We start from the raw sequence: 24,739 nt of genomic DNA on the forward strand, positions 1-24,739 counted from the left end.
CGCTCGGCGACCATCGGGACGCGACCGACCGTCGCGGGATGGGGAACGACCATGGGATGGATGAGGACGGCGGGCGCCGCGGCGCTGCTCGCGACGCTGGGCGCCTGCACGACGCAGAGCGAGGTCGAGCCGCTCGAGGGGCTGGGCCGGATCGAGATGCACGAGATGGCGACCGAGGCGTACGCGCTGTGGGATCCGTCGTCGCTGCAACTCCAGCGCATCGAACTCGTGCGCGGGCACAGGGTCGACGCGGGACGCTACGACCTCGACATCCGCTACAGCGTGCTGAAGGTCGCCGAGCCGACATTGACCACCCATGCCGCGGAAGCGGAACAGGCGGCGCGCAGCCCCGACCCGGCGACCGCCGCCCTCGCGCCGCAGCTGCGGCGGCTGGCGGCACTGAAGATCGGCGAATCAGCCGAGTTCACCGACACGATCGTGCTGGTGCCGTTCCACGGCAGCTGGGTGCCGAAGCCGTGGCGCGACCGCGAGGCATCGCTGGCGCAGGGCGCGCGTGTGCGGCCTGCCGCCCCCGGCGTCACCAGATCAGGTCGTCCGGCACGGTGAAGCGCGCGTAGTACGCGTCGTCGTCCGACGGCGTGGCCGGCGTCGCGGCGTGGGGCGCCGCATGGTCGAGCACGATCGCCGCGGCATCGCGCTCGCGCACCTTGGCGGCGGCCGCGCGCGGCAGCAACGCATAGCCATCGTCGAAGCGCGCGATGACGAGCGCGCCGCTGGCGAGTTGCGCACGCTGGGCGCCATCCACCAGCAGGCTGCGGATCGCGCTGCCGTCGACGAAACGGTATTCGATGTCGCCCACCGCGCGTAGGCGCTGCGTGTCGATGATCTGCCGCACCTGCGCGCGCTGCTCGGCGGCGCGCGCCTGCGCATTGCGTTCGGCGGCGAGCGCGCGGTCGCGCTCCACGCGTTCGGCGCGCACGCGCTCGGCCTCGAGCTGCTGCTCGCTCGGCCCGGCGGGCGCCTTTCCTTGGCGCTGTTTCGCCTGCTCGCGAGCCACCTGCGCGACCTGGGCTTTCTTGACGAGACCGGCCTTGAGCAGCTGGTCCTGCAGGAGATTCTTCATGGGGCCAGTCTAGTGCACGGCGTGGACGGGGCCTCATGCACGCGCATCGCGATCACGGCCGGTGCGACGCGCTCGCGTCGGCAGCGTCCGGCTCCGGATGCTGCTGCATCCACTCCGCGAGCCGCGCCCGGTAATCGTCGAGTTCTTCCTGGTAGACGTCGTTGACGCAGACCGCGCAGCCGCCGCCGCAGCAGTCGGTCGGCAACGGCTGCTCGGGCGGACGGGGGCGCGGGTCGGGCGGGACGTTCACGATTCGGAGATCCGGTCGGGGCCGCGCGGTTTCAAGGCCGGGCGAGCCGCGGACGGCTTCGCTCATCGGTTCGTATAGCTCGCATTGCCGAGGCCGGTGCCGATCGTGAGCACGCCCCACCGGCGTGCGTCCTTGACGCGGAACGCGTCGCTCAAGCCCTGCACGACCGCGTCGTTGTGCATCAGCACCTCGGGCGTTCGACCGTCGATGCGGTCGAGCTTCTTCGCCAGTTCGCGCGGCAGGTTGAATGGCGGCGACCAGTCGCCCGGCAGGTTCTGCGTGCCTTCGGCAAGATCGCCGTCCGGCTCGATGCGGCCCGGACAGGCGACACCCACCACCGGCGCGAGGGAAAGCCCGAGCGTGCGCGCCTCGGCGGCGAGGCCGTTCAGCATGCCGGCAATGCGCAGCACGAGTTCGTCGCGGCTGGGCGCGTCGTCGCCGTGCCGCCACTGCATGTGGTCGGTGGCACACGCTTTCGAGCCGTCGGCAGCGCGACGCAGGCGGTGCTCGACGATCGCGCAGCGCACGTGCGTGCCGCCGATGTCGACGCCGAGGAACGCCTGGTACCCGCGCGTGGTGGCCGGCGCGAGGGCATGCACCCAGCCGATCATGCCGCCCTCGTCGAGATCCTGGCCGAGCACCTGCAACTCGACCGGCACGCGCCGCGTCCTGACGATGCGCGCGGTGCGACGGACCGCGAGGCCGCCGAAGCCCTTGAAGGGAAACCCGCCGCCCACGACGATGCGCTCGACGCCTTCCCACTGCGGCTTCGCGAGGAAGAAGCGCACCACGTCCGCGAAGCCCTGTGCGTACTCCTCCACCGCGATGTGCAGCAGGTGCGAGGCATCGGGATCGCCGCCGAGCAGCACGCGCTCGAGCAGCGCCTTGTCGGTGTCCGGTCCGCGTCCCGCGCCGAACGGGTCCTTGCCGATGCGGTCGCGACGGCGCACGCGGTCGAGGATCTGCAGGAAGCCGGTCTCGCTCGCGCGGTCGCCGACGAACGCACCGTCGTCGCCCCGCACGTTCAGGCCGTAGCTGTCGACGGTCACGCGGCCCAGGCGTGCGCCGCCGTGCAGGCCGCGGTCGTCGGTGCCGCGTCGGGTCGATCCTTGGGCCACGTGTTTCGCTCCGGGAGAAGCCGCATCGTGTCGCGTGCGGCGTGATCGTCGCGACCAGGGCGAACGACGCGCCACCACGGCCGGTGGGCAGGGCGACGATCGGCAGGGGTCGACGGTCGCGGCGTTCGGTACAACGGTCGCGGGCGGATGTGCCGCCGACGGGATGGGCCATGGACACGACTGCCGCACGCGGCGCAACGCAGGCGCGCCTCGCCTTCACCGGCGCGGTCGCCGTGCTCGAAGCCGCGCACCTGGGCTGGGAGCAGGCGCATGGCGGCATCGTCAGCCACCACCTGCTCCAGGATCCCGCCATGCCGGCGCTGTGGAACGGCTGGGGCCTTCTGGTCGTGCCGGCGCTCGCGTGGATCGCGTCGCGACGCGTGTTTCCGGCCACGGACCGGCCCGATCCGGCGGCGCTGCGGCGCCTGCTCGCCGCGCTGTTCGCGGGCCTCGCGCTCTCGATCGCGTTCGCCAACGGGCGCGAGGACATCGCGGGCGTGCTGTTTCCCGCCATCGTGCTGTCGGGCGTCGCCCTCCGCGCCTACCGCATCGAGTACCTGCTCGGCTTCGTGCTCGGCATGGCCTACACGTTCGGTGGCCTGTTGCCGGTCCTCATCGGCGGCGTCATCGCGCTCGCATCCGCCGCGGTGTGGCTCGGGCTGTGGCCGCTGTTCGGGCGCGGCCTCGCACTCGTCAGGCGCTGACGCGTTCGACCGGTATACCGGGCCCGCCGCGCCGCCCAGGGATCACGCGGTGCAGGCCGCAGGGATGTGTTTGGCGACGCGCGTGGATCCGCAGTCGCGACCTCGTCGACTCACCCGCCGCGCTCCGCCGCGACCCGCCGGAGCACGCTCTCGAATACTTCGACCGGCTGCCCGCCCGAGACGAGGTACTTCCCGTCGAAGATGATCGCCGGCACCGAATTGATGCCGGCGCGCAGGAAGCCCTGCTCATCGGCGCGCACCGCGTCGGCATAGTCGTCGGACGCGAGGATCGCCGACGCGCGCTCGACCGGCAGCCCGGCCGCACCGGCGAGACGCACGAGGGTCGCGTGGCCGCTCACGTCCTCGCCATCGGTGAAGTAGGCGCGCAGCAGGGCATGCTTCAGGGGAACCTGCAGGCCCCTCTCGGCGGCCCAGTGCAGCAGGCGGTGCGCGTCGAAGGTGTTGTAGATGCGCGAGCGCGCGCCGGTCGCGAAGTCCACGCCCACCTGCGCCCCGCGTTCGCGCAGCCGCTCGCGGTTCTCTTGGAGCTGCGCCGCCGTCAGGCCGTACTTGCGGCCGAGGTGCTCGTCGATCGCCTCGCCTTCCGGCGCCATCTGCGGATTGAGCTCGAACGGCTGCACGTGCAGCTCGACCGCGACCTCCCCGCCCACCCGTTCGATCGCCTGTTCCAGCGAGGCCAGCCCGATCGCGCACCACGGGCAGACGATGTCGGAAACGAAATCGATGCGGAGCGGCGCGGCAGCGACGGGGGATGACATCGGTCGACCTCGACGAGGACGTGAATCGGGACACAGGAGATCACGGACCGGGTGGTGCCACGATGACGCGCGCGGCGACGCTGCGTCCCGGAAAAGCGAAGGGCCCCGTCGACGGGGGCCCTTCGTCGCACGCTGGAATCTGGCGGCTCAGTGCACGGTGCCGCTGCCCACCGCGCCGTCGTCGACCACCGGCTTCAGCGTCACCGCGACCTCCTCGAGTTCCGCGATCTCCGCCTCGATGGCCTCGTGCAGCTCGCCCGCACGCACCATCAGGTCCTCGATGCGATCGGCCTGCTCCAGCTTCTTCAGCTCGCTGTCGAACAGCAGCCACTGGGTGGTCAGGCGCTCGACGTTGTTCTTCGAGTAGTGACGCATCTCCTTGAGCTGCGTCAGCGTGTCGTTCACGTGATCGAACGGTGTCTTGGTGTCCCGGGACATTGCGACCTCCTGTTTCGGTGGTGACGGACTGCACCATCGCTGATGGCGGCTGTCTCCACGCGGAACGCCGGATCGAGATGTCATGGACGAATGAAAGTCAAACCGTGCCGTCGCGCTGCAGCAACGATTCGAATGTGCGCTTCACATCGGAGCGTTGGTTCGTAGACCGTCGCCGTGCCGTCCAGATGCGACCGGCAACGACTTCCGTCGATAGGCACCAGGCGCTCGCACGCAAAACAGATGCGTGTCTTGCACGGGCGGCTGCAGCCATCCGGCCATCAGCGCGGACGGCCGACGTCGCATGTCGCATGACGGCCCTGCCACCTGGCAGATTCGGGCGCCGTGGCCGCCGACGGCGTGCCGCGCGCGATGCGCGACGGTCAGTCGCGGCCGGCGTACCGCCAGCAACCTTCCGCGAACTCAAACCGGTAGCGCACGCCGGGGCCAAGTTCCTTGACCACTTCGTCGTTTGCGCCGCGTTCGACCGGTACCGCTTCGGCGACGAACGCCTCGCCATCGCGCGACTGCCGGATATCCAGCGGCACGTCGGGCGAGGCGCGATTGATCCAGCCGTTGTCGCGCAGCTCGATGTCGAAGGTGCGGGCATCCACGCCGGGCGCCGTCATCGAGGCACGCACGCCCTGGTTCTGCGCGAAGGCCTCGAAGAACGCTTCGTAGCCGTCGAGGCTGCAGGCCTGCGCGGGCAGCGCCGAACGCACCGCAGCGGGCGCGGCCACCGGCGCATCGAGCACGGAAGACGGCGACGCGGCGACCGCGGGCGCCGGCGCATTCGCCTCGGCGGCTGCGGGGGCCTGGGCCTCGGGCCTGCTGCAGCCGGCCACCAGGACGAGCGCGATCGGAACGAGGTAGCGGCGCATGGCGGATCTCCCGGGACAGCACGACGGCGCGGATGCGCATCGCGAGCCTAGTCCCGCGCCCCCGCAACCTCAAGGCGTAGGTGCGCGGGCGCCGGCCACGTCGTACGACAGGATCGAGATCGGGCGCCCCGCGTACTCGGCCGCGGCGTGCGGGCGCCATCCGAGTCGTGCGTACCAGGCCGTGCTCCCGAACGTGTAGAGATACAGGCGCCCGGCGATCGACGCGCCCTGCGCCATCGCCTCGCGGACGAGGGCGCTGCCGAGCCCGTGGCCGCGCTGCGCCGGAACGACGTAGACGTTCGCGAGCCACGGACCGAGATCCGGGCGCGTCGGCAGGTCGGCGGCGACGATGCTCGCGCAGCCGACAGGTCTGCCGTCCACACGCGCGACGATGAAGTGCGGCAGGCGATCGCCCCGCAACGCGGCCTGCACGCCCGCATCGCTGTCGGCCCGGGTGACGCCCGGCTCGTGCCGTGCCCACTCGTTCCAGATCCAGTCGGCGACGATCGCCGCATCGCGCGCGTCCGTGAGCGGCGCGATCACCGCGGTCGACACGTCAGGCGGGCTCGTCGATCGGCGCGACCATCGCCGGCACGCCCGGCATGAACGGCTCGCGCAGCAGGTCGAGGAACCGGTCCGCATAGCGGTAGCCCTCGCTGTCGTGCGCGAGGAACGCGCGCAGCACCGGGCTGCGGCGGTAGATGCCCTGCATGTAGCGCACCCACACGGCGCGGGTGCCCGCCTCCACCGCATCCTGCGACAGCACCACGCTCTCCATGTGGTCGGCGACGAGTTCGGCGGTGGCCAGCACCCGGCTGCGCAGCGGCTCCTCCGTCGGCGCGGGGCGGCCGTCGTAGAAGTACGGGCGGATCTCCGGATGCTCGACGAACACGGTGAGGATGCTGATGCTGGTCTCGTACATCTGCCAGCTCGTCTGCGTCTCGAGCGCGCGGCGCTCGGCACGCAACTGGTTGCGCACGAGCACGAAGCCCGCAAGCGTCACCACCGGCCCGGCCCACGTGCCGAGCATGTTCCAGACTTCGATTCCCACGATGACGCCCCCGGTCGACAGCGCGCAGTTTAGGTCGGTGGCGCGCGGTGCACCGGGGCCGCGGTCACGCCAGCGCGCGCACCAGCACGATCGCGAGCGAGGCCAGCGCGGTGAGCACGAGTCCCCAGAACGACAATGCGAGCGCACCGAACAGCATCCATCCGCCGGCGCCGTCGACATGGCGCGAGCGGCTGAACTCGATCCAGGCCGCCAGCCCCAGCAACGACGCCACGACCGCCGCATAGACCAGCCAGAGCTTGCCGAGCAGCGGCAGGGACATGAACCAGTCGGACATCGGGCGATCACCGTCGAAGGGATCGCCCATTGTCGCCGGCCGGCGCTCGGGTAGGGCGTCGGTGCCGGCGCCGCCACCGTTCGGCGGGTCGTTCGCGTCGACTGCCTCCGCCCGGCCCCGCGGACCGTATGGCGCTTCACCGCGCCATCGACCCGGCGCAAGGAGCCGGACATGTCCCGCGTCATCGCCCTCCTGGTCGCCTGCCTGCTGCTCGCGTCCTGCTCGTCGTTCCCCCGTCCCGGTGGGGCGCCGCCGTCCGACGGGCTCACCGCTCAGGCGATCTTCGATCGCAGCCTCGCCGCGCACGGAGGCGACCTGCGACGGCATCCGGGCGACATCAACCTGTCCACCGACGGGCGCTGGTACGCGCTGATCCAGCGCATCCAGCCCGTCGTCACCGACGCCGGCTTCCGGATCCGCTCGGAGGAGCGCTATCGCCCGTCGGAAGGCCTGTACGCGGTGCGCCACACCGGGCCGGACGGCACCAAGCACGTCGTGCGCAGCACCGCGGGGCTGCGCGTCGCCTACAACGGCACCGAGACCGACGACGACGAGAAGCGCGCCGCCACCGCGATGACGAATGACGCGTTCCGCATGTTCCATTTCGGCCCGACGTTCTTCCTGGATCGCATGGCCTCGCTAGAACGGCTTCCGGACGCGCGCGAGGACGGCCGTCGCTTCCATCGTCTGCTGGCGACGCTGCGGCCCGGGTTCGGCCGCGCCGAGCAGGACCGCGCCGTGCTGTGGATCGACGCGGGCACCGCGCGCCTGTACCGGATCCACCAGACCATCGACGGCTTCCCGACCACGGTCGGCGCGCACGTCGACACCACGTTCCTCGAATACCGCGCGGTCGGCCCCTACCTGCTGCCCGTGCGCTTCCTCGAGCGCGTGCGCGGTCCGCTGCGCATCAAGGCGCACGAATGGCGCGTCACCGGGATCGATCTCGACCGCGGATGGCGCGCGGCGGATGTGATCGATCCGCACGGGTTCGGTGGAGCCGCGGCCCGACCTGCGACGCCGATCGCGCCGTGACGCACCACATCGCGCTCGGTGCGGCGACATCGCATGACGACACGATGCGATGCGGACCGATGCCGCGCCGCTGCGCCGGACGGCATGGACGACGATCGCGATGACGGCGTGCCGCGCTGGAGCGCGCTTGCGCACTTGTGTCGTCGCCCATCGACGCAGCCGCGCAATGCACGGCATCGACTCCGCCACATGACCGGAACAATCTTGGATACACCCGCCGCACCCACCCGATCCGCATGGCTGCTCGGCCTGACCGGTCTCGTTCCTTTCGTGGCCGGTACCGGCGCCACATGGCTGCTGCCGACGCCGCAAGGCCCGCACGCCGCCTTCGCGCTCGCGGCTTACGGCGCGACGATCGTCGCCTTCCTCGGTGGCCTGCACTGGGGGCTCGCCGCACGTTCGGGACAGTCCGCACTGCAGTACGCCTGGGGCGCCGTGCCCAGCCTCGTGGCCTGGGGTGCGCTGCTGCTGCCCACCCGCAGTGCGCTCGCCGTCCTCGCGAGCGCGCTCGTCGCCTGCTACGCCGTGGATCGCCGCGTGCTGCCCGCGCAGGGGCTGGCGGGATGGCGCCCATTGCGTCTCGTGCTGACCGTCGTCGCGGCAGGCAGTTGCCTCGTGGCCGCATCGGCATTGCGCTGACCGCGCTGCGGTCGAAGCGTCGCACGTCGCAGAAGGCGCACTGCGGCTGCGAACGTGGTGGCGACCGACCCCACGCCACGCGATACCTAGGGACGCAGGCCGGTTACGCGGGCGCGCGAACACATTGCCGAGCGGGCGCGCGACGCGTGCGCACCCGAGCGATTTCGCTCTATCGTTCGGCATCGCCCCCGGAAGCCGACCGATGCGCCCTGTCCTGCTCGCCCTGTTGCTCGCCGCCGCTCCCGCGTTCGCCGGCACGCCGCTGCCGGATGCCCCGCATGTCACCGCCACCGGCGAAGGCAAGGTCAGCGTCGCACCGGACCTGGCGCGCATCAACCTCACCGCCCGCTACAGCAAGGCATCGCCGCTGGCGGCGAAGCAGGCGGTCGACCGCAGCGTCGAAGCCTTCCTCGAACTCGCACCGCGCTTCGGCCTCGAGCCCGCGCACGTCACCGCCGGCGACCTGTCGGTCTCCGAGGACATCGATACCGACGACAACGGCCGCAAGGTGTCGAACGGCTTCGTCGCGCGCCGCGACCTCAAGATCGAGTTCCGTGCGTTGGCGCGCCTGGGCGAATTCCTCGACGCCGCACTGGCGGCGGGCATCAACGAGGTCGACGACATCGGCTTCGAGTCCAGTCGTGCCGACGCGTTGCGTGTGGAAGCGCGCGCCAAGGCCGTGGCCGATGCGCGCGAGAAGGCGGGTGGCCTCGCGGAGGCGTTCGGCGCGACGCTCGGCCCGGTCTACAGCATCAACAGTCTCAACTCCTCCTTCGCCGACCGCTACGGCGGCGACCTCGACCGCATCGAAGTCACCGGGTCCCGTATTCGCCGCAGCCGCTACGTGCAGCCGACCGTGGACTACAGCGAACGCGTCGCGACCGTGTTCGAGCTGAAGCGATAGCCGGCGGCCGCGACGCGACGCACTGCGTTTTGGACGGCCCGTCGGTCGTCCACCAGGCTTCTGACGCTGACTCGGTCGAGTTCGATCAGCGACACGCCTGGTAGACATGGTCCTGCCACACGCGCATGCCGTCGACGCTCCTGTTCAGCCCCACGCGGCGCTCCCAAGCGTCGCGCGCCGCCTTCGCATCGGCGCAAGCCTGACCGCCGGCTGGAAGCACCGCGCCCGTCGGGACGGCGCCCGAGGCCCGCATCGCCCGATTGCGGTTGGCCATTTCCTGCTCGACCCGGTAGCGCTTCCACGCCAGCTCGTTTGCGGTGGGGGCCGGGTCGGGCACGAAACCGCGAATGGCCGTGGTCTTCGCCGAAGGTTCGCACGGCTCGCTCTGGAAGCTGACGGGCTTGCCCTTCTGGACGCAGCGGTACACAGAATCCGCGTGCGCCGGGCTAGCGATCAGCGTGCCGAGCCCCACCGTCAGCGTCAGAAGGAGACCTGAGCGATTCCTCCTAAAGGGCCGCATACGTCACCTTCGTCCCTTCGATGCGGATCTTCTTGCTGGATTCGAGACTCTGCAGGACCGCATCGACCGCCTTGTCGTCCAGCGCGGGCTTGAACCACGACTTGATCGAAGAGCGCAGCCCGGACACCTTCGCGGGCTTGGTCGACTTCGCGAGCAGGCCGAGCACCACCTTCACCCGGGCGGCCGTCGAGGCTGTCGGAGCCGGCGGTGCGGCCGTACGCGCGGGCTCGACCGTCACCACCACGTTCTTTGCCGCCTTCTTCTTTGCGACGGCCTTCTTGGCCGCTTTTGCCGTCGTCTTGGCGACGGGCTTGGGCGTCGAAACCGCGGCCGGAACCGGCCCCGCGCCGGCAGGAATTTCCGGCAGCCGCTCGCACGCGATACCGCGCGCGTTGAGGTGGCGCACGAGCGGGTCGAAGCCCTTGTCTTTCGAAATGATGCGGAACGCGGCCCCAGGCTCTTCCACCGCGATGCGGCCGATGTAGTACGCGATGTGGAAGTCGACCGCATCGGGACCGCTCCCGGTGATCGCGATGTATTCCGCATCCGCGCCGAACGGCTGCAGTGCCTGCACGAGGTCGAGCATCAGCCGGGTCTGGTGCTGGCCGAGGAAGACCTTGATGCGCGCTGCGCCCGGCGTCAGCCGGTCGAGCGCCTTCGGCTGCACGTTCTCGAAATCGATCAGGTAGTACGGCTTGGGCATGCGCTTCTCCTGAGGCGTCCAGTGTGCCCGTTCGCGAAGCGTCTCGGGAACGGCACGGACACGCGGCGTTCGCTCACCTTATAGGCACTGCGATGCGCGGATGAACGCTCGGCGCAAGGGTTCACCATGTGCAGGTCAAGGTCTCCTCTGAACGACTACACCCATCAATCACACCAAGAGAGCGGGTCGCCCTGCGAGATGCGGGCGTTGTCGCCGCACGTGCCACGCACGAGGCCATAGCGGGCGCCGGGTGCCGTGACCCGCCGACTGCGTTACGGCGAGGGTGGCAAATGCGGTCGACGGTTGCGAGCAAGTGGGCTGAAACGGCTTTCCAGCGCGCCTGCCAGTCGCCATTCCGGTCGCCCCCACCGTTTGGGTCTACCAACCCGCCGCCTGCGCGCGTCACACCCACCACCGGGCGGCATTGTTCACACGCCCGGTCGCCCCGGTTACCCTACGGACCATCGAAGAACCAGTCGGGCGCACCGGCCTGACGTACAAACCGACAGGGACTGTCACCATGACTCGAAACGCGCTCGTCGCCCTCGCAACCCTTCTCCTCGTCGCCTGCACGGGCGCGAGCTCCCCGGGTGCGAACGCGACGCAGGTGGCATCCACCGTACCGTCCACACGGCGCCCTGCTACGGCTGCCGACACTTCGCCGCATGTCGCACCCGTCGAGTCGCTCGCCGATTTCGCAAAGCGGATCCGTGTGGAGTGCACTCCCAAGGGGCGTGAAATCGCCTGCATCGGGGGCAAGCCGGAGAACGGCGATATCTACGACGTCGAGTTGCGGCCGGACTGCGGTGCGGATGGGTTTTTCGGCGGCGTAGCGGACGACTCGGGCGCCGAACTTCGTGACGCTTTGGCTCCGAACGACGAGGCAACCCTAGCCGTTCTGTCCAAGGGCCAACTTGTCTGCATTCAGGCGATCGCGAGAGCCGGGCAGCAGCCTGACTACTTCTTTGTGAGCACCATCCAGAGGTCGGCCGTCCCTTCGTGCAGAGGCAACAGGTTGTGCGACATGTACGGCGACCGACGTGTGGATCTGCGGAGCACGCCACGAGAATGTCCGGTGACGCGCGACACCTCGTGTGTCGCGGGCTGGGTCGATGCCGATGCCCTGGAGAGCTTCGACAACGGCATGTAGCTTATTAACCAATCACATCAAGGACGAAAGTGATGGCAGGTTCGAAGAAGATCGTCGCGCTCGTGGAAGCGCGGGGTACCGAGCGCAGTTACCGCATGGACGACGGTTCGGTGGAGGTCTGGTCGGGAGGCACGGCCTCGTGGCGCCATAACAATCCCGGCAATCTGAAGTTCGAGTTTGCAGGGAGCGCCGACCCGACCGTCCATTCAAGTCGGTCGTATCAAAAAGCCCTGCGGGTCGCACAAAACGCCCACTTCGGCGTGGTTGCGCTCGACCCGCGGGGCAATGCCATCTTTGAAACGCCCGAAGCGGGGCGAGTCGCGCAGCTTGAGGTGCTGAAGAACCGGTTCGGCGAGCGGACGGTCGAGCGAATGGTCGAAGGGTATTCGACCAAGGATTACAGTGGTCCCACACATCACTCGGCGCAGCTGGCGATGATCTTTCGCACGGGCGACGAACGTGGCATCGACCTGCGACATCGCAGGATCGATGCACTGTCACCCGAAGAACTTGCCGTTCTGGCGCACGGCGTCGCTCGTTTCGAGGGATTTCGCCCGGGCAAAGTCAATGGCCATGATTTCGCGCAAGTCGGGCCCGGCGAACCGAGGTCGGTTGCGCCGCAGGGCCGGACTTCGTCCCGCCGCGCGAGCCACTCGATCTATGACGAGGCGACGATCCATTTCATGGCGGCACCGGAGCGCTTTGAATACGGCCGGCCGGACGCGCACCGCCCGGGCCGCGATAACAGCCGATTGGAGCGCGACGGCGACGGTGACGGACGGATGGGCGTTGACTGTTCCGCGTTTGTTTGGCGCGGCCTGAAGAATGCCGGATTCAACGTCACGGGAAGCGACGCTTCTGGCTTCTCCACGCACAGTCTTTTCGATGGCCGGACGCCAACGAAGTATGCCCGCTCGCATTTTGACGTCATCGCGGCTGACAAAGCGCGGCAGCCTCGCGGCACGTTGGAGAGAGGCGATCTACTGCTGTTCTCGGACGGTCACAGCCAGCATGTCGGCATCTTCAAGGGCTACGACGAACACGGTCGCCTACACTTCATCGGATCGCAAAGCTCCACCGGGCCCCGCGAAATAGCGATTGAGCCGAACGGCTACTGGGACGGCCGGACCACTCATATCGTGGGCGCACTACGGGCGAAGCCGGAGTTCCAGGTACGTCCGCCCCTGCATGGCGAATCGCCGCTGAGTGCGCAAGCGGGAGCACACTCGCTTCCGACCGCGGAGGTGGACGCTTCCCGACATCCCGGCGGGGCGCCACCCTTAGCGCCCGTCCGCCCCGGCACGCCCCGGACGGACCATCCAGCTCACGCCGATGCCGACACCACGCGGCTGCAGAACGACCTGAATGATCTCGGCGCGCGGGACGGGCGCGGCGCGCCTTTGGTCGAGGATGGTGTGTTCGGCCGCCGTACGCGCGAAGCGCTCAAGGGCTTCCAGCACGACCACGGTCTTCCGGAGAGCGGTCGGATCGATACCGGTAGCCGCGAGGCACTGTCGTCGATCCACGGCCTTCGCCTCACCGACACGCGTCATCCCGACTATCCGTTGTTCGAACGCACGCTCGGCATGGTGGAGTCCGGCGAACGCGCGCGGGGCATCACGTCCGGCATGCACAGCGCGAACATCGCCGCCGCATTGGTGGTCGAAGCACGCGACGTAGGCCTGCAGCGGATCGATCGCGTCGACTTCGGCGAGGATTCACGTTTCGTGCGCGCGGTCCAGGTCATGGCGGGCGGCGGTTCAGTGCACGAGCGCATGGCGACGTTGGAAACGCGCGTGGCATCGTCCCAGTCGCTGCACGCGTCGAGCGACATGCTCGCGCAGCTTCCGCGCGCGGAACTGTCCCAACATGTCGAGCAGCGCATTCAGGGACGGTCCCCCTCGCTCGCGAACTGAGTCATTCGGTCGGCCAAACCACGCCGTGCCAATGGCATCGGACGACGACCTCGCTTGCCGTGATTCTCTGTTGGCGCGCTCTGGACTCTGTGCGGCTTGTCGTTCTCGGCCCGGCGGTCGAACGGATGCGCAGCTGCACTATCAATGGCGTCGAGCGTCTGGTGCCGACGCCTGACGGGCCGCGGTGCTCCGTCCCGGATTGTGGGTTCGCGTGGCGAGCGACTGTTGCGCATGGCCACTGCCGAATTCGCGAACCGCGGGGTGCATGGCCCACGCTGCATGGGCCTTGAGATCGGCAACCCGGCGCGCGGCTACGCGAACAGCCATCGTCGCACCAGCCGGGTGTAGCGCGGCATTACGACGTACACCATGAGAAACACCACGATTCCGGTGACGATCAGCGTCGTCATCACCGCGCCGAGCGAGAGGCCTGCAGACCCGAGCACGCCGCCGACCAGGTGCGGCACGGCCAGCGCGAGCGGGTAGATCGCCGACCAGGTCACGAGGTACTGCTTCCACCGCACGGGGACCGGCGCGCGAGGCTCTGCCGGCGCGAACCAGAAGTCGAGGCCACTGCTGATGCGCACGTTGTCGTCCCCGGCGAGCAGCGGACGGAGTTGTGCGATCAGGCGGCTGCGTTCGGTGGAGCGCATCCAGGCTTCGAGATGCGTGACCGAGTCGAAGCGGATGACGATGGTGTACGTCTCCGTCAGCCCGGGAATGGGTCGCACGATGTGCCAGTCGAGGTGGCCCGGTGCCGCGCGGCACAACGGCGCGATCTCGTCGAGCCAAGCTTCATAGGCGCCCAGCTTCGACGGCAGAACGCGGTGGCTGATGACGGCGGTGGCGCCGGGGTCGGCAACGGGCGGGGTCGGGTTCAAGGCAGCGCTCGATGGGTTTTCTTGCAGGCGGGGGAAAGGAACCTTACGACGACGAGGACGACGCATTGCGCAAGGGCGTCGAGGGAAGGCCGACATTGAACGTCCGAGGGTGGATCCCCCTTATTGCACCGACGCGTAACGCGCGGGGCCTACCAACGACAACGCATCTTGGGGTCGGTGTTGGCACGGCGAGAGGAGGCCGCGCCCGTTTCCGGGTACTTCCGCCAACCGGTTCGCAGGTTACCGGGGCGCCGGCACCCTATCCGTCCCTGCCCCGAACGCGATGCGTTGCGACGCGCGTCACTGCCGCGGCCTGAAGGCCTGCATCCGTCGGAGAATCTCGGGCGGTGGCGCGCCGTTGGGCCAGACGGGCCGGTTCTGCAGGTTCGCCATGAAAAGCTCGCGGCCGCGGCGGGACGCCTCCGCCCACTGGGCGGGTGTCAGGCGGTCGCCGTAGGGGCGGAGGCCTTCGCGCCATCGCTGCCCGAAGTTGCCCATGCGCCGTTGCTGCGCTAGTTCCAGCGCGTAGCCATACGCGGCAGCGCGCACGTAATCCGCCCGGTAAAGCCAACTGCCCTCGAGCGCGTTCGCATAGAGTTGGAATGCGGACTCGTCGCCGCTGGCGATGCGCTCGTCGAGCCATTCGCGTGCCAATGTGCGCCGCCGCCCCGCCTCCTCGATCTGTGCGATCAAGGCCCCTCGATCGTCCGAATAGGCCTGTTGGACAGCCGATACGTAGCTCAGTCGCGCGGCCCCGCTCCCGGCGGCGCCGGCCTGCTCCAGCCACTGCAGGTAATCGGCCATGCGTGCCGCACCGATGGCCGCGCAGTTCTCGTACCGATCGAGTTCGCGCGCGGTGTTGTTCGCGGTGTTGCGTCGTCGCACGGCCAGGTGGTCCGGCCCGAGCCTCTTTTCGATGTCCTCGGGCAGGCTCAGCTGGTCCTGGTAGTCCGCGAGGATGGACGCCGGCGACTTCTCGCGCAGCTCCCTCATGCACGTCGCCGCGCGGCTGCCCAGTGCGTACGCGGCCGACGCATCGCCGGCACGCGCCGCGGCGCGCATCGCCTCGAACTCGGCGGCGAAGGGAACGTTCCACCAGTCGCGGTTCGCAGGCTGCACACTCTGCTCAACGGGCGGCCGCGCGGGCGCGGCATCCGCGAGAAGACGCCGCAGCTCCATCGTGGCCGCACGATCACGCGCCACCGGCGAGGCCGACGGGCGACCCGCGTAGCGGTATCCGCCGACGCCGATGGCCACCAGGATCAGCAGGCCGCCGAGGACACGGCGTCGCTTCATGGCCGTACTCCCGGGAAGTAGCGCGCAAGCAGGTCCGCGGCACGACGCTGCGCCTCGCGTTCGCCGGCGGCACCGACCCGGTTCCGCAAATGCCGGTCGACAATCGCAGCCTGCACGGCCGAGAGGCCGTGGCCCTCGGACGTGCGCCGGTAGGCGTCCCAGTACGACAGGGCGAGCACAGGATCGCGCTGCAGCCAGCCCGTATGCGAATGCGCAGCCGAGAAAGACTTGAGTGCTGTCGGCTCGCCGGCCTGCAGTGCACGCTCGAGCATCGCGCGCGCAGTAACTCGCCGGCGCGCGACCTCGGCGGCGTGGTCCATCAGGTCCGCGCTGGTAGGGAACTCGGTGAAGGCATAGTCGGCATATGCCGCCATGGCGCGAGTGTCGCCGAGCATCGCGGCGCGGTGGTTCCACCGGAAAGCATCGGCAGGCTGCATCGAGGCGCGTGTGGCCTCCGTCCCGCTGCACAGGGCATCCATGTCGGCCTTCGCGTCCGCGATGAGGTCGATCGCGTCGCGCACGCCGATGCGCTCGCCGTCAATGCGCAGCGCTCCGAGCATCCCGGCGGCGCTGGCAAGCAGCCGCGCGAAGACGCCGTCCGACATCGACGTATACGTACGACACCGCCCGATCACTTCCGCGAGGCGATAGGCGGACGCCGGGTCGCCCGCCAACGCGCGCGATTCAAGGAGCGACCGGGTCCGGTCGAAGTCGCCTTCGGGCAAGGGTCCGAACGATCGCACGGGTGGCGCATCGCCGGCGCGTTTCGCGGTAGCGGTTGGCGCCGCACGGCATTCGTCCGCATCCGGACATGCCGCTGGGCGGTGGCGCATCGCGGCGAAGCCCGTCGCGAGGGCGGCGATCGCGGCGACGGCCAGCAGGGCGCGACGTCTCGATGTCATGGGCAAAGTCGACGAGGAAGATGCGGCAACGGCCTGCCGGGCCGTGGAGTGTGCGGGCGCAACCGTCAGACGGTCGAGGCCGGCCGCGCTGACCGAGTGGAACAAGGTAGGAGTAGCTGGAGCAGTGGGAGCAGGACCAGAGTCGGCTTCTCCGACGCATTCCAGGAAAACGACTCTGCCCCGCGTCTCCGTCGGCGCGGCAGCAGAGTGATCCCGCGGCTTGTGGTGATGCCTACGGCGCGTGGGACGGACGCCGGGTGTGCGGGTGCTGCTCGGGTGCCTGATGCCCGGCGCGGGCGGCGATCGCCTGTTCTGCGTACCGACTGCTCACGTCAAGCGGCTGCTGCAGTGCCCGTCGGACATCGATGGGGTCCGACGTCCGGTTGGTGACCCACGAATCGACACCCAGGCGGAACTCGACGGCCTGCGCGTGCCGGCCGTCCTTCCCCACCTCGATCCGGTCCACCCGCGACATGCCCGAACGCGCTGCTTCGGCCGCCGCCGCGCCCGCCAGTGCGAGGGTCTGCGGCCCGCTCTGCACGCCGCGCTGCCGGTCGAGTGCCAGCATCGCGTCGACGGACTGCCGGTATAGCGCGTGTGCGGGATGCGTGCTGCTCGCCATGGTGCGGTCATCGTCCTCGAGGCGGGTGCGGGTCGCAGTGTCGAGGTGACCCGTGACCGGCAGCCGATGGTCGCGCTGGTACTGCTCAAGCGCATGCCGCGTATTGCGGCCGATGCGGCCGTCGGCGTCGATCAGGCGGCCGTCCGCACCGGTATATCCGAGGTGAGCCAACTGTCGCTGAGCAAGCTCGGCCGCCCCGTCCCGTCGGGTCGCCTGCGGCGCGTGGCCCGGCGCTTGCCCGTGGCGCGGCGGTTCCAGGCGCTCAGGATGGTGGTGCTGCGACGGATGCGCATCGCCCCCCGCCGGATGCGCGCGGGAACTTTGATGGTCAGTCTGTGCATGCGTTCGCGCATGCGGTGCGAGCGCGTCCGCATCTGCCAGCCTCGCGAGCTCGTTCCGCTCGGCGTGAGCGCGGAGGAGCAGCCCGCGCCACAGAGTCGGTGATTTCGAGAAGAGCTCCGAGTTGTGGCGGACTTTGTAGTCCTGCACCGCTTCCACGATCTGGCGATCCGACAGCTTGTGAGCGTCGACCTGCGATCCGAAGGCTTCCTTCAGTCCCCGCTCGAACACGCGCGGCGTCAGGTGCCTCATCTGGACCGCCGTGCTCCAGATGCAGTCCTGTACTGCCGGGCCTCGATCCGCTAGATCGAGGCCGCGAGCTTTCAGCTGCTGAAGCTGATGGTCGTAATGGCTGCGTCCGATGAACCGGTGCTGGTCGGGCCCGAAACCCAGATCGCTGTGCGCCAGCTCCCGCCACAGCGCATCGAATGCAGGCGACCCCGGTGCAAGACCGGCAAACCGGGGCCCATAGACGGACTGATCGAGGTACTCGCGCAACGTACCCGCGTTGCTGGAGAGCTGGTACTCCCCGTAGGACACGCCACCGTGGTCCCCGGGCACGTGCGCAATGGTCGCGGCGCCACCGCCCGACGACTCATATCTTGCAGAGGTCTGGCCCAAGTGCCACGACCGCATCAACTTTTCGGCATCTCGCCTATTCATTCGTCACTCCTTGACGGTGCTTGTGAACGTTACTGGCTCAGCTCGTCGGCCCGCGCGGAAATGGCTTCGAGCTCGCACGCGTTCGCCTCGAGCCGCTGACCTTGTCCTTCCTCCGCCGCGTTCCAGCTGCAGCGGGTGTCGGTGGCTTTGCGCCATGCGGCCTGGGCGGCGGATGTGGACGCGGCATCGCCCTCGCGAAGTTTCCGGTTCAGCGCTGCTTTGAGCCGCTGCTCCTGATACGTGAACTCGGTACCGATGCAGACCTGCGTGTCCGGGACGACACCGGCCGCGGCGTCAACGCATTGCTGGTACTGCGGACGCAGTCTCGTGGGTCCTGACCTGTCCGTGGGGGCAGATTCCTCGCGCGCCCCTGTTGAAGCAGCGTTTCGCGGTGTGTCGGCGCCATGCAGCGATGCAGACGGCTCCGTTGCACTGCAGCCAACGAGCAGGGCAAGCACGGAAATCAGGAGGGTTCGATTCATGAGTGCGTTCCGAGGGCGGGCCATGCCAGTCGGCGACTCAGCGGGAACGGTCCTGTTCCCTGCTCGGCGCCATCCTGGTGCGGAGCACGAGTATCCCCACGTGCGCGGACGTCGGCAACCCTCACGCCGTCGACCGACAAGCCGCGCTCGCTGCTCGACGTTAATGCGCGCTCGGGGCGGTACCGGCTCGCGGCACGCGCTTCCTTTGGGCGATTCAGCCGCGCAACGCCTCCATTGCCAACGCATACGACCGCAGCCGCGCGTCGGGGTCGTGGATGTTCGCGGTGACGATCAGTTCGTCGGGCCGATAGCGCTCGATGAAGGTGCGCACCCATGCGGCTACCGTGGCCGGCGACCCGACGGCCGAGCACGCGAGCGCCTGCGCGATGCCGGCCTGCTCCATCGGGCTGCAGAACGTGTCGAGCGCTTCGGCCGAGGCCAGCGGCGGGGGCACGAGGCCGGGGCGGCCGCGGCGCAGGTTGACGAAGGCCTGCTGCTGCGTGGTGAACAGGCGTCGCGCCTCGTCGTCGGTGTCGGCGCAGACGATGTTGATCGCCAGCATCACGTGCGGCGCGGCGAGCTTAGCCGACGGCTCGAAGCGCGCGCGGTAGACGTGCAGCGCGTCCTCGAGCGCGGCGGGGGCGAAGTGCGAGGCGAAGGCGTAGCGCAGGCCGAGCTTCGCGGCGAGCTGCGCGCCGAACAGGCTCGATCCAAGGATCCACGGCTCGATGTCCACGCCGCCACCCGGCACCGCCTGCACGAGCTGTCCCGGCTGCACCGGCTCGAAGTAGCCGAGCAGCTCGACGACGTCAGCAGGAAACTCGTCCGCACCCGCGTAGTAGCGGCGCAGCGCGCGCGTGGCCGCCTGGTCCGTGCCCGGTGCGCGCCCGAGGCCGAGGTCGATGCGGCCCGGGTAGAGCGTGGCTAGCGTGCCGAACTGCTCGGCGACCTGCAGCGGCGCGTGGTTCGGCAGCATCACGCCGCCCGACCCGACGCGGATCGTCGACGTCGCACCCGCCACGTGGCCGATCAGCACCGCGGTGGCCGCGCTGGCGATCCCCGGCATGTTGTGGTGCTCGGCGAGCCAGTAGCGGCGGTAGCCGAGCTGCTCGGCATGGCGCGCCAAGTCGCGCATGTGCGCGAAGGCCTGGGCGACGTCGCGGCCCTCGCCGACGGGGGCGAGGTCGAGGACGGAAAGGGAGATCATGGGCGCTCGACGGGGTGACCTGCCGACAGTGTCCACGCGCGCATGCAGTTGCAGGTCAACGGCTGTGGATCGGTCCGTTCGAGCGGCTTCGCGGTCGGAACTTTGGAGACCATCGACGTGGCTGGTCCTGCGCGACGAGACCGTGCGCCACCGCCGCCCCGGATCGCTGCGCTCCAATCCTCTGCTCGCGTCCACTTGTGCGAGTCATCGGGTGGCCACTTGTGTGAAAGCTATCCGACGCCTTTCTTCTAGGCGCCGTCGTCCTGCCGCGCCGGCGCACCGGCCGCATCGGCCTTTCGCGCATGCGTCCTGTCGTACTCGTGCTTGTTCAGCATCGCCTCGATGTCGGCGGTGTCCTGCTTGAACGAACCGACCAGGTTGGTCGGCAAGCCGCTGCGACGGCGCTCGTGGATGATGTTGGCCGGCGTGCGCCCCTGGCTGTCCTTCTTCTGCGTGTCGGCGCCCTTCTCGAGGAGCCAGGCCACGAGAGGCTTGTCGCAGTTCCGGACGGCCTGGTGCAGGGCCGTCGAGCCGCGTTTCGGGTCGCCGACGGTGGCGTCGATGTCTTCGCCGGCGGCGAGGATCGCGTCGCCGATGTCCTGCCAACCGGGAAGGTCGCTTCGCAGCGCACGCAGCAGCGACCCGCCGCGCCGCTGTTCGGCACCCTGCCGGGTGCTCGCCTGCAAGCCGGATTCGAGCAGCGCCCGCACCGCCCCGACGCGATCGTTCGCACGAACGCCCTTCGCGGTCATGCGCGCGAAGCACGTCTCGCCCTTGCGGTCGGCTGCGTCGATGTCGGCCCCGTGGCGTGCCAGCAGGCGGACCATGTCTCCCGAATGGGCGAGCGGCACCACCGCGGGCAGGTAGGCGAAGCCGCCCTGCTTGGACGACCAGAGCTCGCTCGTGAGGATTCGCGAGACCAGGTCGACGTCGTCGCGCTCGATCGCCTTCAGCAGCATCGTCGTATGCGCCCGGCCCCACACGGTGGGGTCGCCCTTCTCCAGGACCGGAGGCCATGGCGCGGGCGTGGACTTGCGGGACTTCGGAACGTCGGGGTCGGTGGCGCTCATACTTCTCGTGCCTCGCAGAGCCCGCTCGTGCCTGTCTCGACTTCGGAACAGTATGAAGACAACAGGAAGAGCCTTTTTCGCGGTGTCGAGCCAAAGTCTACTCTGGCCCCCTGTTTGACCGGCCGCAGCAGGGAGAGGACCTCTCCGCGTCCGCAACTTGGACAGGTGAACCTGACCCCGGTATCGCTTCTCGACGGCGCCCTCGCCACCATCAAAAAGGTGCTCGCCCGCGGCAGCGCGCTGACGCCGCAGCAGCGGCGCGATTTGATGAAAATGGGCGACAAGTCCGAAGCCTTCTGCCGCCAAGCGCTGACGCTGCCGATCAACAACCCGCAGGTAGTGCCGCCGAGCCTGGGCGTGGCTGAGGCCAAGGCCGACCTCGCCGCGCTCGAAGCACTGCGCCCGCGGCTGGACAAGTTCCGCCAGCTCACCGAGCGCGCCGACGACACCGAGCTGGCGCTGGGCAGCGACGTGATGCGCGTGGCACTGGAGGGCTATGCCTTGCTGAAGGTGGCCAGCAAGGGCGAGGCGCTGAAGAGCGCACGTCGTGAGCTGTCGGCGCGGTTCGCCAAGTCGAGCAAGCCGAAGGAGCCGGCGCTCGCGGACTGACGGGCGGCGTCGCCGGGGCGATCTGGCGGCATCGAGCCTGCGAGCCCGGCGGGTGAGGCCAAAGCCTCCTGCGCCGGGCCTTTTGCTTCATGGGTGAGGCTTTTTGCCTGCCGGGTGAGGCTCGCGAGCCTCACGCGTGAGGCTTTTTGCCTACCGGGTGCGGCTTTGAGGCTGGTGCGTGAGGCTTGAAGCCTGGTGGATGAGGCTTCGAGCCTCGGCGGTGAGGCTTCAAGCTTGCCGCGTGAGGCTCTGGAGCCTCGTCGATCAGCCTTTGACGGTCATTCGTGAGGCTCTGAGCCTCGATCGGCAGACCCGGAGCCCCGCCGATAAAGCTTCGCGCAAGCCGCGGGGGTGTTGGCGCCAGTCATCTCACCGCACCGTGGAAATACCACTCTGATCCCTGCTTCTAATTACGGTCTTCTCTCTGCACCGCATGCCCCGCATGCGCGGAATCGACCGTCTTATCGTCCATTGCAGGCACGGCACACGGGCCGATGCGCTCTCTAAAGCCGCTGGAACCCCGGGTGCTAAAATCCTGCCCAAAGGACCGCCAGGGATTACGAATGATTCGTACATGTTGGGCGCTCGCCCTCGCCATGGCAGTCGGTGTGGTGGCCGCAGCCGAACCGACCATCTCGACCTTCGCAGGAGGCGGCGCCGCCGTCCCTGGCGACGGCGGAGCAGCGACCGACGCCCAACTCGACCGACCGAGCTCGATCGCCTTCGATCGCAGCGGCAACCTGTATATCGCAGAAGGTGCCGACAGCTTCAACGCGTGCCGTATTCGGCGAGTGTCCCCGACGGGGATCATCACGACGTTTGCCGGCAATGGTGGCCGCGGTACGCAGGGTGAGAACGTACCGGCGACGTCGGTGTCCGTCTGCGCATACGCGCTGACAGTCGACGCTGCCGGAAACTTGTATGTCGGAGAGCACTCGAGGATTCGACGCATCACGCCATCGGGCATGATCTCCACCATCGCCGGTACGGGAACGTGGGGATTCTCGGGCGATGGCGGCCCGGCGAATCGCGCCCAGGTCGGGGTCATCCAGGACCTTGCCGTGGACTCCGCCGGCCGGCTCTACATCGTCGACAACGTGAGCATGCGGATCCGTCGCATCGATGCGGGAGGCACGATCCGCACGATCGCCGGTAACGGGGGCCCGCAAGCCAGCGGCGATGGCGGTCCAGCCCTGACGGCGGGCATGTCCCCGCGTGCGCTCGTCGTCGACGCCGCAGGCAGCGTGTACTTCTCCGACAACTCGAACGGCACCATACGGCGCCTGTCCACTGCAGGGGTCGTGTCGCGCGTCGCCGGCAAGGGTCCGTTCCGTGTCGATCCGCTCGCGGTCAATTCGGACATGTACTTTCCCTGGGGACTTGCGCTGGACGGCGGCGGCAACCTGTTTGTCGCCAACCAGTCCAACCTCGTGCACATGATCACGCCGGCCGGAATCCTCAAGGTCGTTGCCGGCGACTACAACGATTCCACGTTCTCGCCCTACGGCGCTTGGTGGGGATTCGGCGGCGACGGCGGACCCGCGACCGCGGCGATGTTGTGGGAACCGCAGGACGTGGCCTTGGATGCAGCCGGCAACGTGTATGTCGCTGACACGAGGAACAATCGAGTGCGGCGCATCACCCCTGTCGCGGCGCCTCGAGTGCCCGGTGGCGTCGATGCCTTCCGACCCGTGCAGCCGTACGCCGCCGCCACGTACAACGTGGCGCTCGCGACGGGTGACTTCAACGGTGATCGGCGCGAGGATGTCGCCATCATCAGCGGAAGCTGGACCGGGGCGGCCGCTGATCCCGCAAGCGATTACAGCATCCTGGTGTACCTGCAGCAGGCCGGTGGAACGCTGGGTGCGCCAAGCCGCTACGTGTTTCCCGCGATGCGTTCCGTCGGACGGCTACTTGCAGCGGACCTCAACCGGGACGGCTCCAGCGACCTGATCTGGCCAAGCGAGGTAGGCCTGAATGTGGTCCTCGGGGGCCCGACGGGGTTGCGCGCAGGGCCTTTGCTTCAGGGCGAAACGAACGCCGAAGTGCCTGGCGATTTCGTCGTCGGCGACATGGATCTCGATGGTCGCCTCGACGTCGTTGCCTGGATGAGCGGCCGCAGCGTCGGGGGAACGGCACCCACGGACCTCGCGGGACTCACTATTTTTTACGGCGATGGCCAAGGCGGCGCCGCCCGACGCCGCTTTCTGCGGCAGAGCATTCCCGGTGGTCGGCTGGCGTGGATGGACGTCGACCGCGACGGTCGCTCGGACCTGATCTCAACGTGGGCGCCGGACGTCAATGAAAGTGGCGTCGCCGTGTTCGCACACGACGGCGTCGACGCGTTCCGTGCGCCACAGCTGGTACGCTCGGGGCGCGGAGGATTCAACACCGGCGGGATTGCAACGGGCGACTTCGACGGTGACGGCGCGCCGGAAATCGTGCTTGCGAAAAGCGAGAATGCACCGCACGCAGAGCTGGCACTTCTCAAGCGGATGCCGTCCGGGACGCTGCGCTTCGATCGCAGCTGGCGAACCTACGACCTGCCGGCCGACCTCGCCGGGCGGGACATCGATGGTGACGGCGCTGACGACCTGCTCGTGCTTCATTCCGGCTGGAGTTCGATCGGTTACTACCACCAGCTACCCGGTCTGGCGCCATCCGCGCTGGACGCCGAAGTGAAGTACGCCGTGCGGACCAGCAACCTGTTGTTCGGCGGACTGGGCACGGCGGACCTCAACGGCGATGGGTGCCTGGACGTGGCCTTCTCCGACAACAACAACGGTCTGCAGGTGCTGTACAGCACCGGCTGCCTTCGCACGCCCGGCGCTGTCGCACCGCTGTTGACACCGCGCACGACGTCTACGGTCGGATCCCGAGTGGACCCCGCTTTCGGCGCGAGCGGCGCCGCCGATTCGGTTACGCGTGTTCTTGGCATGCGGCGCGTCGTCGTCGCCGTCCGCAGGATGGCCGCCGCCATGCGCGTCGGCACGGCGCAGCATTCCGCCGCGGTCATCGCAGGCGGCTCCGCATTGATGCTTCTCCTGGCAAGCGCTGTGTTTTTCATGCGCATTCGCCGACGGTAGGCAGCGACCAGCGGCGCATTACGTCGCGATGCAGTGCCTGAACGTCGACGGCACGCCTGCGCCGCGCTGCAGCGCCGCCCGCCCATTCTCACGATTAAACGCTCAGCTGCCGCAGCGA

The 24,739-nt window shown here is 68.9% G+C and carries 27 protein-coding genes; 9 read left to right on the forward strand and 18 right to left on the reverse strand.

The genetic code is table 11. From position 1 onward, the window contains the following. Positions 1-51: 51 nt before the first annotated feature. Entirely contained in the window at positions 52-567 is a 516-nt protein-coding gene (locus tag ACY35P_RS00525; protein ID WP_462113858.1) for a hypothetical protein, read from the forward strand. On the opposite strand, the gene ACY35P_RS00530 is transcribed toward ACY35P_RS00525, so the two are convergent. The 3 genes from ACY35P_RS00530 to ACY35P_RS00540 all read right to left on the reverse strand — a co-directional run bounded on the left by ACY35P_RS00530 (position 539) and on the right by ACY35P_RS00540 (position 2,452). Next, entirely contained in the window at positions 539-1,084 is a 546-nt protein-coding gene (locus ACY35P_RS00530) for a DUF2058 domain-containing protein (RefSeq protein WP_462113859.1), read from the reverse strand. The two genes, ACY35P_RS00525 and ACY35P_RS00530, sit on opposite strands and share 29 nt — an antisense overlap. Before the next feature lie 52 nt (positions 1,085-1,136). Beyond that, on the reverse strand, positions 1,137-1,334 hold the full coding sequence (locus ACY35P_RS00535; RefSeq protein WP_462113860.1) for an oxidoreductase-like domain-containing protein: 198 nt from the start codon (positions 1,332-1,334) through the stop codon (positions 1,137-1,139). Between the two features lie 62 nt (positions 1,335-1,396). Beyond that, on the reverse strand, positions 1,397-2,452 hold the full coding sequence (locus ACY35P_RS00540; RefSeq protein ID WP_462113861.1) for an ROK family protein: 1,056 nt from the start codon (positions 2,450-2,452) through the stop codon (positions 1,397-1,399). A gap of 170 nt (positions 2,453-2,622) precedes the next feature. Here ACY35P_RS00540 and ACY35P_RS00545 point away from each other — a divergent pair, with 170 nt between their 5' ends. Continuing rightward, positions 2,623-3,156 carry a hypothetical protein gene (locus ACY35P_RS00545; protein WP_462113862.1) on the forward strand — a complete coding sequence of 178 codons (534 nt, stop codon included), beginning with the start codon at positions 2,623-2,625 and terminating at the stop codon, positions 3,154-3,156. A gap of 110 nt (positions 3,157-3,266) precedes the next feature. Here the strand turns inward: ACY35P_RS00545 and ACY35P_RS00550 are convergent, their stop codons facing one another. From ACY35P_RS00550 to ACY35P_RS00575, 6 genes are all read right to left on the reverse strand, one after another. Then, positions 3,267-3,935 carry a DsbA family oxidoreductase gene (locus ACY35P_RS00550; protein ID WP_462113863.1) on the reverse strand — a complete coding sequence of 223 codons (669 nt, stop codon included), beginning with the start codon at positions 3,933-3,935 and terminating at the stop codon, positions 3,267-3,269. 147 nt (positions 3,936-4,082) lie between these two features. Further along, positions 4,083-4,373, reverse strand: coding sequence for a hypothetical protein (locus tag ACY35P_RS00555; RefSeq protein WP_462113864.1), 291 nt, complete (start codon positions 4,371-4,373; stop codon positions 4,083-4,085). Positions 4,374-4,753: 380 nt separating this feature from the next. After that, positions 4,754-5,251, reverse strand: coding sequence for a hypothetical protein (locus ACY35P_RS00560; protein WP_462113865.1), 498 nt, complete (start codon positions 5,249-5,251; stop codon positions 4,754-4,756). A 69-nt stretch (positions 5,252-5,320) separates the two neighbouring features. Then, positions 5,321-5,806 (reverse strand): GNAT family N-acetyltransferase, encoded by a 486-nt coding sequence (locus tag ACY35P_RS00565; protein WP_462113866.1) that lies wholly within the window; start codon positions 5,804-5,806, stop codon positions 5,321-5,323. 1 nt (position 5,807) lies between these two features. Then, positions 5,808-6,302: a hypothetical protein gene (locus tag ACY35P_RS00570; RefSeq protein ID WP_462113867.1), complete on the reverse strand. Its 495-nt coding sequence runs from the start codon at positions 6,300-6,302 to the stop codon at positions 5,808-5,810. A gap of 64 nt (positions 6,303-6,366) precedes the next feature. Next, on the reverse strand, positions 6,367-6,597 hold the full coding sequence (locus ACY35P_RS00575) for a hypothetical protein (RefSeq protein ID WP_462113868.1): 231 nt from the start codon (positions 6,595-6,597) through the stop codon (positions 6,367-6,369). Between the two features lie 171 nt (positions 6,598-6,768). On the opposite strand from ACY35P_RS00575, the gene ACY35P_RS00580 reads away from it, so the two are divergent. From ACY35P_RS00580 to ACY35P_RS00590, 3 genes are all read left to right on the forward strand, one after another. Next, a complete protein-coding gene (locus ACY35P_RS00580) occupies positions 6,769-7,632 on the forward strand; it encodes a hypothetical protein (protein WP_462113869.1) in 864 nt (287 codons plus the stop codon). 204 nt (positions 7,633-7,836) lie between these two features. Continuing rightward, a complete protein-coding gene (locus ACY35P_RS00585) occupies positions 7,837-8,271 on the forward strand; it encodes a DUF3429 domain-containing protein (RefSeq protein WP_462113870.1) in 435 nt (144 codons plus the stop codon). Positions 8,272-8,473: 202 nt separating this feature from the next. Next, entirely contained in the window at positions 8,474-9,175 is a 702-nt protein-coding gene (locus tag ACY35P_RS00590) for an SIMPL domain-containing protein (RefSeq protein WP_462113871.1), read from the forward strand. A gap of 85 nt (positions 9,176-9,260) precedes the next feature. On the opposite strand, the gene ACY35P_RS00595 is transcribed toward ACY35P_RS00590, so the two are convergent. Both ACY35P_RS00595 and ACY35P_RS00600 read right to left on the reverse strand, forming a co-directional pair. Further along, positions 9,261-9,647: a hypothetical protein gene (locus ACY35P_RS00595; protein ID WP_462113872.1), complete on the reverse strand. Its 387-nt coding sequence runs from the start codon at positions 9,645-9,647 to the stop codon at positions 9,261-9,263. 34 nt (positions 9,648-9,681) lie between these two features. After that, the gene (locus ACY35P_RS00600) at positions 9,682-10,398 is read right to left on the reverse strand and encodes a PIN domain-containing protein (RefSeq protein ID WP_462113873.1); all 717 of its coding nucleotides are present in this window, start codon (positions 10,396-10,398) and stop codon (positions 9,682-9,684) included. A gap of 520 nt (positions 10,399-10,918) precedes the next feature. On the opposite strand from ACY35P_RS00600, the gene ACY35P_RS00605 reads away from it, so the two are divergent. Beyond that, the gene (locus ACY35P_RS00605) at positions 10,919-11,548 is read left to right on the forward strand and encodes a hypothetical protein (protein WP_462113874.1); all 630 of its coding nucleotides are present in this window, start codon (positions 10,919-10,921) and stop codon (positions 11,546-11,548) included. Between the two features lie 32 nt (positions 11,549-11,580). After that, a complete protein-coding gene (locus ACY35P_RS00610) occupies positions 11,581-13,464 on the forward strand; it encodes an XVIPCD domain-containing protein (protein ID WP_462113875.1) in 1,884 nt (627 codons plus the stop codon). Between the two features lie 311 nt (positions 13,465-13,775). Here ACY35P_RS00610 and ACY35P_RS00615 read toward each other — a convergent pair whose 3' ends face one another. The 7 genes from ACY35P_RS00615 to ACY35P_RS00645 form a co-directional block, all read right to left on the reverse strand. Beyond that, positions 13,776-14,345 carry an antibiotic biosynthesis monooxygenase gene (locus ACY35P_RS00615; protein ID WP_462113876.1) on the reverse strand — a complete coding sequence of 190 codons (570 nt, stop codon included), beginning with the start codon at positions 14,343-14,345 and terminating at the stop codon, positions 13,776-13,778. A 300-nt stretch (positions 14,346-14,645) separates the two neighbouring features. Next, complete coding sequence (locus ACY35P_RS00620) at positions 14,646-15,641, reverse strand: hypothetical protein (RefSeq protein ID WP_462113877.1); 996 nt, start codon at positions 15,639-15,641, stop codon at positions 14,646-14,648. Beyond that, positions 15,638-16,648: a hypothetical protein gene (locus tag ACY35P_RS00625; RefSeq protein WP_462113878.1), complete on the reverse strand. Its 1,011-nt coding sequence runs from the start codon at positions 16,646-16,648 to the stop codon at positions 15,638-15,640. Before ACY35P_RS00625 ends, ACY35P_RS00620 begins: the two co-directional genes overlap by 4 nt. A 127-nt stretch (positions 16,649-16,775) precedes the next feature. After that, positions 16,776-18,167, reverse strand: a complete 1,392-nt coding sequence (locus ACY35P_RS00630; protein WP_462113879.1) for a VgrG-related protein — start codon at positions 18,165-18,167, stop codon at positions 16,776-16,778. Positions 18,168-18,196: 29 nt separating this feature from the next. After that, complete coding sequence (locus ACY35P_RS00635) at positions 18,197-18,649, reverse strand: lysozyme inhibitor LprI family protein (protein WP_462113880.1); 453 nt, start codon at positions 18,647-18,649, stop codon at positions 18,197-18,199. Between the two features lie 214 nt (positions 18,650-18,863). Then, positions 18,864-19,856, reverse strand: coding sequence for an LLM class flavin-dependent oxidoreductase (locus tag ACY35P_RS00640; protein ID WP_462113881.1), 993 nt, complete (start codon positions 19,854-19,856; stop codon positions 18,864-18,866). A gap of 248 nt (positions 19,857-20,104) precedes the next feature. Beyond that, on the reverse strand, positions 20,105-20,926 hold the full coding sequence (locus ACY35P_RS00645; protein ID WP_462113882.1) for an ankyrin repeat domain-containing protein: 822 nt from the start codon (positions 20,924-20,926) through the stop codon (positions 20,105-20,107). Positions 20,927-21,091: 165 nt separating this feature from the next. On the opposite strand from ACY35P_RS00645, the gene ACY35P_RS00650 reads away from it, so the two are divergent. Then, positions 21,092-21,535 carry a hypothetical protein gene (locus ACY35P_RS00650; protein ID WP_462113883.1) on the forward strand — a complete coding sequence of 148 codons (444 nt, stop codon included), beginning with the start codon at positions 21,092-21,094 and terminating at the stop codon, positions 21,533-21,535. A 563-nt stretch (positions 21,536-22,098) separates the two neighbouring features. Then, positions 22,099-24,621 (forward strand): FG-GAP-like repeat-containing protein, encoded by a 2,523-nt coding sequence (locus tag ACY35P_RS00655; protein WP_462113884.1) that lies wholly within the window; start codon positions 22,099-22,101, stop codon positions 24,619-24,621. Positions 24,622-24,739 lie beyond the last annotated feature (118 nt).

It is taken from the genome of Lysobacter xanthus (assembly GCF_047159895.1).

What these genes read in the sequence shown, in the direction of transcription:
- ACY35P_RS00635 (WP_462113880.1), bottom strand. Translation starts at nt 18,649, where the DNA reads ATGAATCGAACCCTCCTGATTTCCGTGCTTGCCCTGCTCGTTGGCTGC.
- ACY35P_RS00620 (WP_462113877.1), bottom strand. Translation starts at nt 15,641, where the DNA reads ATGAAGCGACGCCGTGTCCTCGGCGGCCTGCTGATCCTGGTGGCCATC.
- ACY35P_RS00590 (WP_462113871.1), top strand. Translation starts at nt 8,474, where the DNA reads ATGCGCCCTGTCCTGCTCGCCCTGTTGCTCGCCGCCGCTCCCGCGTTC.
- ACY35P_RS00645 (WP_462113882.1), bottom strand. Translation starts at nt 20,926, where the DNA reads ATGAGCGCCACCGACCCCGACGTTCCGAAGTCCCGCAAGTCCACGCCC.
- ACY35P_RS00550 (WP_462113863.1), bottom strand. Translation starts at nt 3,935, where the DNA reads ATGTCATCCCCCGTCGCTGCCGCGCCGCTCCGCATCGATTTCGTTTCC.
- ACY35P_RS00580 (WP_462113869.1), top strand. Translation starts at nt 6,769, where the DNA reads ATGTCCCGCGTCATCGCCCTCCTGGTCGCCTGCCTGCTGCTCGCGTCC.
- ACY35P_RS00655 (WP_462113884.1), top strand. Translation starts at nt 22,099, where the DNA reads ATGATTCGTACATGTTGGGCGCTCGCCCTCGCCATGGCAGTCGGTGTG.
- ACY35P_RS00630 (WP_462113879.1), bottom strand. Translation starts at nt 18,167, where the DNA reads ATGAATAGGCGAGATGCCGAAAAGTTGATGCGGTCGTGGCACTTGGGC.
- ACY35P_RS00605 (WP_462113874.1), top strand. Translation starts at nt 10,919, where the DNA reads ATGACTCGAAACGCGCTCGTCGCCCTCGCAACCCTTCTCCTCGTCGCC.
- ACY35P_RS00610 (WP_462113875.1), top strand. Translation starts at nt 11,581, where the DNA reads ATGGCAGGTTCGAAGAAGATCGTCGCGCTCGTGGAAGCGCGGGGTACC.
- ACY35P_RS00530 (WP_462113859.1), bottom strand. Translation starts at nt 1,084, where the DNA reads ATGAAGAATCTCCTGCAGGACCAGCTGCTCAAGGCCGGTCTCGTCAAG.
- ACY35P_RS00575 (WP_462113868.1), bottom strand. Translation starts at nt 6,597, where the DNA reads ATGTCCGACTGGTTCATGTCCCTGCCGCTGCTCGGCAAGCTCTGGCTG.
- ACY35P_RS00600 (WP_462113873.1), bottom strand. Translation starts at nt 10,398, where the DNA reads ATGCCCAAGCCGTACTACCTGATCGATTTCGAGAACGTGCAGCCGAAG.
- ACY35P_RS00545 (WP_462113862.1), top strand. Translation starts at nt 2,623, where the DNA reads ATGGACACGACTGCCGCACGCGGCGCAACGCAGGCGCGCCTCGCCTTC.
- ACY35P_RS00525 (WP_462113858.1), top strand. Translation starts at nt 52, where the DNA reads ATGGGATGGATGAGGACGGCGGGCGCCGCGGCGCTGCTCGCGACGCTG.
- ACY35P_RS00640 (WP_462113881.1), bottom strand. Translation starts at nt 19,856, where the DNA reads ATGATCTCCCTTTCCGTCCTCGACCTCGCCCCCGTCGGCGAGGGCCGC.
- ACY35P_RS00555 (WP_462113864.1), bottom strand. Translation starts at nt 4,373, where the DNA reads ATGTCCCGGGACACCAAGACACCGTTCGATCACGTGAACGACACGCTG.
- ACY35P_RS00560 (WP_462113865.1), bottom strand. Translation starts at nt 5,251, where the DNA reads ATGCGCCGCTACCTCGTTCCGATCGCGCTCGTCCTGGTGGCCGGCTGC.